The sequence below is a fragment of the Chromobacterium vaccinii genome, assembly GCF_000971335.1.
GTDB lineage: Bacteria > Pseudomonadota > Gammaproteobacteria > Burkholderiales > Chromobacteriaceae > Chromobacterium > Chromobacterium vaccinii.
In genome coordinates, this window is sequence record NZ_JZJL01000089.1 from 1 (window position 1) to 8,615 (window position 8,615).

The 8,615-nt window shown below is 66.0% G+C and carries 6 protein-coding genes and 2 CRISPR repeat arrays; of the genes, 2 read left to right on the forward strand and 4 right to left on the reverse strand.

Going from position 1 to position 8,615, the window contains the following annotated elements:
- Positions 1–4 precede the first annotated feature (4 nt).
- Positions 5–339: direct repeats of the CRISPR family, unit length 29 nt; unit sequence CGGTTCATCCCCACACACGTGGGGAACAC.
- A 166-nt stretch (positions 340–505) separates the two neighbouring features.
- The 4 genes from VL52_RS22285 to VL52_RS22300 form a co-directional block, all read right to left on the reverse strand.
- Positions 506–2,758, reverse strand: a complete 2,253-nt coding sequence (locus VL52_RS22285) for a glycoside hydrolase (protein WP_046159099.1) — start codon at positions 2,756–2,758, stop codon at positions 506–508.
- 75 nt (positions 2,759–2,833) lie between these two features.
- Positions 2,834–3,649 carry a DUF2861 family protein gene (locus VL52_RS22290; RefSeq protein WP_144410375.1) on the reverse strand — a complete coding sequence of 272 codons (816 nt, stop codon included), beginning with the start codon at positions 3,647–3,649 and terminating at the stop codon, positions 2,834–2,836.
- Entirely contained in the window at positions 3,646–4,293 is a 648-nt protein-coding gene (locus tag VL52_RS22295; RefSeq protein ID WP_046159100.1) for a response regulator transcription factor, read from the reverse strand. Before VL52_RS22295 ends, VL52_RS22290 begins: the two co-directional genes overlap by 4 nt.
- Entirely contained in the window at positions 4,274–5,647 is a 1,374-nt protein-coding gene (locus tag VL52_RS22300) for an ATP-binding protein (protein WP_052729479.1), read from the reverse strand. The genes VL52_RS22295 and VL52_RS22300 overlap by 20 nt, the downstream gene beginning before the upstream one ends.
- Before the next feature lie 105 nt (positions 5,648–5,752).
- Between VL52_RS22300 and earP the strand changes: the two genes are divergently transcribed.
- Complete coding sequence (gene earP / locus VL52_RS22305) at positions 5,753–6,898, forward strand: elongation factor P maturation arginine rhamnosyltransferase EarP (RefSeq protein ID WP_046159101.1); 1,146 nt, start codon at positions 5,753–5,755, stop codon at positions 6,896–6,898.
- A gap of 62 nt (positions 6,899–6,960) precedes the next feature.
- Positions 6,961–7,524 (forward strand): elongation factor P, encoded by a 564-nt coding sequence (efp, locus tag VL52_RS22310; protein ID WP_031296347.1) that lies wholly within the window; start codon positions 6,961–6,963, stop codon positions 7,522–7,524.
- Between the two features lie 182 nt (positions 7,525–7,706).
- Positions 7,707–8,588: direct repeats of the CRISPR family, unit length 29 nt; unit sequence CGGTTCATCCCCACGTGCGTGGGGAACAC.
- Positions 8,589–8,615 lie beyond the last annotated feature (27 nt).

Here is an 8,615-nt window from a genome sequence, read left to right on the forward strand (position 1 = left end):
CACGCGGTTCATCCCCACACACGTGGGGGAACACAACCTTATGACGTTTCGTATCGAGGCAACGACCGGTTCATCCCCACACACGTGGGGAACACGGCATCCCCGCAGCGAATCATAACGGCTGCGGCGGTTCATCCCCACACACGTGGGGAACACAGGCCGCCGCCGCCAGCGAAACCGCCGCCGAGCGGTTCATCCCCACACACGTGGGGAACACGCGCCGGCGCCAGGTCATCAGGCGGGGTGGGTCGGTTCATCCCCACACACGTGGGGAACACCTACTCGAACCAAGCCTGATGTTGGCTACCGACGGTTCATCCCCACACACGTGGGGAACACACCAATCTCAACATTTTGATTTTTAAAGATAAAAACTCACTCTAAAAATCTACCGATTTTCCCGCCCAAAAAATAATCAGCTGAATCACCCGGCAATACCGCCTGCCAGCCATGGAAGACTACCGTGCCATGGCCAGCAAAACGACATCGGCATTATCCCAGCGACTCACTTGCCCGCGCAATCGGCCACCCGCAGCAGCCTGGGCGGCTGGCCTGCCAGCTCGGCGAGCAAGCTTTGAGGCGGCAAGGTTTGCTTGCCATAGACGGCAGGTTCCGCCGCGAAGTTGGCGGTGAGGCGGCTGCCGTCGACAAAGCGGGTTTGCTGCAGCGTATGCTCGGGATTGAGCCACTCGAAACCGGTCAGCGCCTGAGTGGCCAGCCGCTCGTGCAGCGGACGGAAGGCGCGGTCGGCGCATTGCAGCTGCGGCAGACGGGCCTTGAGGCTGGCGGCGGACAGGTGGAACAAAGGCGGCACGTTGTACAGCCATTGCGCCAGCAGGTTGTCCGCGTAGGCGTTGGAGAATTTCAGATTGTCGTACAGCCAGTGGTTGGTGGTGATCACCGAACCATGGAACACCGCCTGGTACAGCGGCAAGCGATACGGCGCGCCGAAGTAAAGGTCGCGGTACGGCTGCTTCAGCGGCACTTTCTTGAAGAAGGTTTCCGGCTGGTCGGACGGATACCAGCGGCCCAGGAAGTATGGCGACTGCTTGTTCTTCTGCAAATCGGCGTCGCCCCAGCCCATCACCGGCACCTGCATGCCGTGGGCGAAGGCGATGCCGCGGCTGGTGGCGGCATTGCCCATTTCCGACCCCACCGGCAACTGATAGGCATCCGCCACCCATTGCATCGATTTTTCATAGCCGGCGGCCATCTCCGCCTTGCCGGTCTGGCGGCCGGGCGTGTAATCGTCGAACACCATCCCGGTGGCGTAGGCATCCAGGAACCAGCTGTTGAAGCCGGCGGCGGCATGCAGGGCGCGGGTGCGCTGTTGCAGGGTGTCGCGCACGCAGTCCGGGTTGGTGTAGTAGCCGGACTGCCGAAAGCCGGATTTCTTCTTGCCGTTGGCCAGCGTGACGCCGCATTCGCGATAGACGGCCTCGCCCTGCTGAGCGGTGAGCCAGTCTTCGCGGTAGCCTGGCTTCAGCGCGGTTTCATAGGAGTCGTAAGCCGTCACCAGATAGCCCGCGTCCACGCCGGCTTTCACCGCCTGCGGCTGCCACAGGCCGCCTTCCCAATTGTCCGCGCCCAGCCACAGCCGTTTGAGCCCGGCCTCCTGCAAAGCCGTTATGGTCTTGCGCGACAAGCCGCCGCCCCAGCGCGACGCGTCCGGCTGCAATGCGGGGCCGAACAGCCGCTCTGCCAGCGCGCGCAGCCGCAGATAAGGCGCGGCCATCCGCTCCCAGTCCGGCTTCTTGCCCAGCCAGCCGGCGCGGGCTTCGGCGGTCAGCGCCTGGTTGACGGCCTCCATCAGCGCGCGTTGCTGGTAGTGGTCTGGCTTGAGGCCGGCCTGGCGCAAAACCTTGCCGGCCTCGGCGTCGAAGCGGCCGCGCAGCCTGGCGGCCAGCGGGTCCGGCCCGCGCAGCAGCGTGAGGAAGGCCGGCCAGTCGCGCACGTCGGACGCATCCAGCAGATTATTGCCCCACAGGTAGACATGGCTGGCGCCGATCAGCTTGACGGTGTCCGGCTGCGCCTTGATCTTGTCGGCCAGCGTTTGATAACGGCCTTCATTGATCAGCCACTGCCGGTAGCGCTGCGCGCCGGCCAACAGATTGTCGTCGGCCAGCCGCAGCAGCAGCGTCATCGGCCGCTGCTGATTGAGCGGGTTGAATTCATGGCTCAGGCCCAAGGCAAAGCCCTGGCCTTCGGCGCGGACGGCCAACCGGTTGTTGAATGGCTCCAGCAGCAGCCAGTGCAGGCTGCGGCGGCCATGGTCCATGCCCCATAACGGCAGGCTGAGGTTTTCCGTGGTATCCAGGCCGTCGCCGGCGAAACCAGGCAGGAAATCGCGCCACTGCTTGCTGCCGGCCGGGATGTAGCTGCCCTCGGCCAAGGGGAGCAGCAGGCCCTTGCCCATCGCCGATGCCGGCTGGCGCAGCAGTTCCACCCTGCCCGGCGCTTTGGCGTTCAGGGTCAGCGTCAGATCCCTGCCCTGCAGCCTGGCCTGCCAACGGTAACGGCCATCGTCCCATTGCCAGTCGACTGACTGATCATCCTGGCGCAGCGCGGACACCTTGCGCGCCGGCACGCCATCGGACACCGGCCGCGCCGGCTCGCCTGCCGCTGTCACCTTCAGCGCCAGCGTGGCCGGCTCCAGCTCCACTTTCCATTCCGGGTTCTGCAACACCAGCCCGGCCCAAACCGGCAACGGCAGGCCCAGCGCCGCAGCCAACGGCAGCATTTTGATCAGACGCGTCATTCCCTCTCCCGCAAATCAGTCATTTGAATAGACCGCATTGCAACGCAAAAGGGTTAGACGATTGTCAGGATAATGTCAGAACTGGCCCAGCGGCGCGGCCACGCGGTGGATCTGGCGGATGGCGATGGGGCCGCGGAACTCGGCGCGCAGCAGCGACACGCTGGCCCACAGCCTCTTGCCGCCAGGGTTGGCTGGCCAGCGCAGCGTCTGGCCCAGCTCGCGCCGCTGCCACCAGCGCAATTCGAAATCCGGCTGCGACAGCTGCGCCTGCTCCAGCCAAGGCCGCGGGCAGGCGGATGGCAGGACTGGCGGATGCGGCGCCAGCTTGCGGCCTTCGCGCCGCAGCCAGTCTTGCGCGGCCATGCCAGGCAGCGACAGGTCCTGCCGCCAGGTTTCGCCGCCGCTTTGCGCGGTCAACCGGTAGACGCCGGGCGGCAGCACGGCCGCCTGATCCTCGCTTTCCAGCTCGAACTGCCGGCCGTCGTAACGCGTCTTCGCGCCGGCCAGCAACTCGCGGCCGTCCGGCAGCCGCAGCGACCAGCGCAGGTCGCGTCGCGGGCTGACGCCGTTCAGCCTGACGTTGTAACTGCGGCTGAGCGGGATGTCGCGCTGGATCAGGTCCAGCTCCAGGTCGCCCAGCCAGGCGGGCGGCGCAGCCGGCGCGTCGCGGCCGCACTGGCTAGACGCCAGCTCGCGCTGCAACACGAGCCAGGCCTGGCGCTGCGCGGCGCTGGCCAATGCTGCCCCCAACGCGTCCAACTGGCGCCAGGCGCCGGTGCGGTCACCGGAGAACAGCGCGTGGTAGGCCGGCTCCAGCGGCGTGGCGGGCAGCAGCGGCGCGGCGGCCGCCTGCGCCATCCAGGCCAGAACCAGCCAAACCGGCGGCCTCACGCCCCAGCCTCGCACAAGCGATAGCCGACGCCGCGCACGGTTTCGATCGGGATGTCTGGCAGCTTTTGCCGCAGTTGCAGCACGTGAGTGTCCACGGTGCGGGTGGACGGGAAATGTTGGTAGCCCCACACCTGGTTCAATAATTCGTCGCGAGTGAACACCCGGCCCGGCATCCGCGCCAGCATCGCCAGCAAGTCGAATTCGGTGCGGGTGAGCGCTACCTCGCCGCCGCGCCAAGCGGCCGCCTGCCGGGCTGGGAACAGCTTGAGATCGCCGCAAGCCAGCAGCCCCTCGCCCAGCGGCCGCAGTTGGGCGCGCACGCGGGCCAGCAACTCGACATGGGCGAAGGGCTTGGTCAGATAATCGCGCGCGCCGGCTTCCAGCCCGGCTACCCGGTCGTCCAGCTCCACTCGGGCGGTGAGCACGATCACCGGCAACGCCTTCAGCGCCAGCCACTGCGGCAGCAGGCGCAGCGAGTCGCCATCCGGCAGCTGGCGGTCCAGGATCGCCAGTTCGGCCTGCCGCCAGTGGGCGGCCACCTCGCCGCCGTCGCGCAGCCACAGGCAGTCGTAGCCCTGCTGTCGCAGGAACTGGCGCAGGCCCGCGCCCAATTCGGCGTCGTCTTCAATCAGCAATATCGTCACACGGCAACTCCAGCGTGAATGTCGTCGGCGGCCCTTCCAATGCCAGCCGGCCGCCCAGCCTTTTCATCACCCGCCGCACGATGGCCAGGCCCAGCCCCATGCCGGCGCTGGCGCTCAACTCGCGCCGCAGCAAGGACAGCCGGTAGCGCGGCAGCGCGCCGCCGTCGCTCACCGCCAGCCGCAGCCGGCCTCTTTCCCAACCCGCTTGGATGCGAACCGGCGGCTGGCCATGCTGGCGGGCATTGCGCAGCAGATTGTCCAGGCACAGGCCCAGCCAATAGACGGGCAGATTCAGATTTCTATCCTGATCCAGACAATAAGTCGCTCCGTGGCGTTCCGCGACGCTGTCCAGCCACTCAGACAAGGGCAGCGGCTGCGGCGCTTCCAGCCGGCCGTCCGCCGCCAGGTAATGCCGGCTGGCATCGGCCAGCTGGCGCAGCTTGAGCACGCCGTCGGCCAGCCGGCCGAAGCCTTGCTGCGCGCCGGGCGGCAATTGATCAAAGCCGGAGCGGAAGTCCTCCACCACATTGCCCAGGCCGGCGATGGGGGTGCGCAATTCGTGGGTGAGCATCTGCAGCACAAAGCGCCGCTCCCGCTCCAGCCGGCGGCGCTGCAGCCAGCCGTAAGCCAGCACGCCGGCCGCCGCCAGCAGCGAGAACCCGGCCAACGCCCGCCACCACCATGGCGACGGCGGCAACGGCCGCGCGCAGATCCGGCCCAATGGCTGCGGACAGGCGTCGCCGTCTGCCAGCGGACTCAAGGCCAAGTCCGCCGCCTCCGCCAGCGGCCGCCATTGTGCGGCGCCGTAGCGGCGCCAGGACGCGCCGTCTCGCCACCATAAATCGCCGCCGTCCAGCAACCAGCGCTCGCCGGACAGCAGCGCGGCCAGGCTATCGTCGCCGAGCTTGCCGATGCCGGCGAAGGCCTCCGGCCGTTCGCGCACATGCAGATAGGGCTGCAAGGCGGACGCGGAATCGGGATGGCGCTGCAGATAGTGCCAGGCATAGCTGCCGCCCAGCGGATGAATGGGATGGGCGGCGAACCAGGCCGACGGCGGCGCCTCGCCATCGCACAGCGCCCGCTCGAAGCGCTGCAGGTCGGCCGGCAGCGCCGGCCACGGCGCGCGGCACTGGCCGCCGTGACGGTACAGCGCCTGCAATTCAGCCAAAGGAAGCTGGCCCAGCGCCGGATACAGCGAATCCGGCCGCAGCAGCGCGGCGTCCAGCTGCTGCAAGGCAGCCACCGCCGTCTCCGCCTGCGGGCGCGCGGCGCGCAGAGAGGCCTGCAGCGCGGCGACATCGGCGCGGGCAGGCAGGCAGAAAGCGATCAGGAACAGGGCGAGAAGACGCGGCATGGATAGGATTATAAGGCCGCCCCACCCGCCCTGCGCCAGGCCGAGAGCAACCGCCGGGCTTCCGTGCTAAGCTGCCGGCGTTTGTCCATTCATCCGTTTCGCCTCATGCCACCTCGCAGCTGGGATATCTTCTGTACCGTCATCGACAACTACGGCGACATCGGCGTCGCCTGGCGCCTGGCGCGCCGGCTGGCGCGCGACCACGGCCACGCAGTGCGGCTGTGGGTGGACGATCTGGCCAGCTTCGCCCGCATCGCCCCGGGGCTGGACCCGGCGCTGCCGCAGCAAACGCTGGCCGGCATCGACATCCGCCATTGGACTGAAGCCGCCTTCTGCGCCGGCATCGCTCCCGCCGACGCGGTGATCGAGGCTTTCGGCTGCCGCCTGCCGGACAGCTTCGAGAACGCGATGGCTGCCCGGGCGGTCAAGCCGGCGTGGATCAATCTGGAATACCTGTCGGCCGAGGACTGGACCCTCAGCCATCACAAGCTGCCCTCTCCCCACCCCAGGCTGCCGCTGACCAAGCATTTCTTCTTCCCCGGCTTCGACGCCGCCAGCGGCGGGCTGATCTGCGAGGACGGTCTGATAGACGCGCGAACAGCCTGGCAAGCGGACGAGGCCGCGCAAAACGACTATTGGCTGCGCCGCGGCCTGCCGCCGCGCGCGGCCGGCGAGCTGCGCGTCAGCCTGTTCGCCTACCACAACCCGGCCGCCGCGCGGCTGCTGCAAGCCTGGGCCGACGGCCCGCTGCCGGTGCGCTGCCTGGTGCCGGAAGGCAAGGTGCTGCCCGATGTCGCCGGCCTGTTCGGCCGCGCGCTGCAAGCCGGCGACCACGCCCGCCTGGGCAATCTGGACCTGCACGTGCTGCCGCTGAGCGATCAGGACGATTACGACCGCCTGCTGTGGGGTTGCGACCTCAACTGCGTGCGCGGCGAGGACAGCCTGGTGCGCTCGCAATGGGCGGCGCGGCCGATGTTGTGGCACATCTACCCGCAGGAGGACGATGCCCACCTCGCCAAGCTGGAAGCCTTCCTCGGCCAGTACTGCGCCGGCCTGCCGGCCGAAATGGCCGCCGCGCTGCATGCGCTGAACCTGGCCTGGAACCGCGATGGCGACATCGCCGCAGCCTGGCGCGAGGCCGCGACCTGGCTGCCGGACTGGCGCAAACATGCGACAAACTGGCAACAGCATCTATTGGAGGATGGGGATCTTGTCGCCAGACTGCTGCACTTTGTGGCCGAGATCAGCTAGAATACCGCGTTTTGTCGGGAATCTTTCCCGGCTTCATTTCAAGAGTTTGGGATTAGACAAGCATGAAAACCGCACAAGAACTGCGCGCTGGCAACGTATTCATGGTCGGCAGCGATCCGATGGTCGTGCAAAAGGCTGAATTCAGCAAATCCGGCCGCAATGCCTCCGTCGTCAAGATGAAGATGAAGAACCTGCTGACCGGCGCCGGCAGCGAAGCCGTATACCGCGCGGACGACAAGTTCGACGTGGTGGTGCTGGATCGCAAGGATTGCACCTACTCCTACTTCGCCGACCCGATGTACGTGTTCATGGACACCGAGTTCAACCAGTACGAAGTGGAAGCCGACAACCTGGGCGACACCCTGAACTTCATCGTCGACGGCATGGAAGACATCTGCCAGGTAACCTTCTACGACGGCAAGGCCATCTCCGTAGAACTGCCGACCACCGTAGTCCGCGAAGTGGAATACACCGAACCGGCCGTGCGCGGCGACACCTCGGGCAAAGTGCTGAAGCCGGCCCGCCTGGTTGGCACCACTTTCGAAGTTCAGGTTCCGGCCTTCGTCAACACCGGCGAAAAGATCGAAATCGACACCCGCACCAACGAATTCAAGAAGCGCGCCTAAGCCTTCTGGATTGTTGTGCCGAGAAAAGCGCCCCACGGGGCGCTTTTTTGTTTTCGGGCTTGGGGCTGGCAGACAGAAGCAGATATGGGCCACGCTCCCCTATGCGCCAACTGCTAATCGCAAAATCGTCTCCGCGTGCGTGGGGAACACTCTGGAATCTCGTGGTAGGTCTCGCGGAACAACGGTTCATCCCCACGTGCGTGGGGAACACGTGCCGGCCGCGCTGACAGCATTGCTCACCACCGGTTCATCCCCACGTGCGTGGGGAACACCCCAGCATATCCAGCAAGCTGTCGTCGGTGCGCGGTTCATCCCCACTTGCGTGGGGAACACATGGTAATACCGTAGCCAGATATCGTGGTTGGCGGTTCATCCCCACGTGCGTGGGGAACACGCGGCTGTTTTCACACAAACGCTGTGGGAATCCGGTTCATCCCCACGTGCGTGGGGAACACTCGCGCACCATCTGGAGCGCGATATCTCGATTCGGTTCATCCCCACCTGCGTGGGGAACACCTTCCGGCGCTTCGTCGCCATAACTACCTCACCGGTTCATCCCCACGTGCGTGGGGAACACAGATTATCTACCTTGTAGGTGCGCAAATGAGCCGGTTCATCCCCACGTGCGTGGGGAACACTTTCAGCGGCCATGTTGGCTCCTGCTAGGTGACGGTTCATCCCCACGTGCGTGGGGAACACCTGCTGATTGAAATCCTGCTGGTCAGCGTTGACGGTTCATCCCCACGTGCGTGGGGAACACTCAAAATATTCAACGTAATGATTTGGCTAATGCGGTTCATCCCCACGTGCGTGGGGAACACCAGCGGCTTCAGCCAGCAGATCCAGCAACAGGCGGTTCATCCCCACGTGCGTGGGGAACACGGGCCATGGCGATGGATGCGATGACGGGTGTCCGGTTCATCCCCACGTGCGTGGGGAACACGACATGCGCTGAGCATCGAACGCGGCCATCAACGGTTCATCCCCACGTGCGTGGGGAACACGCGGATCTGATCCAGCAGGTAGATTTTCGGTCGGTTCATCCCCACGTGCGTGGGGAACACAAGCCAGCTTACATCCCAAATCGCAAA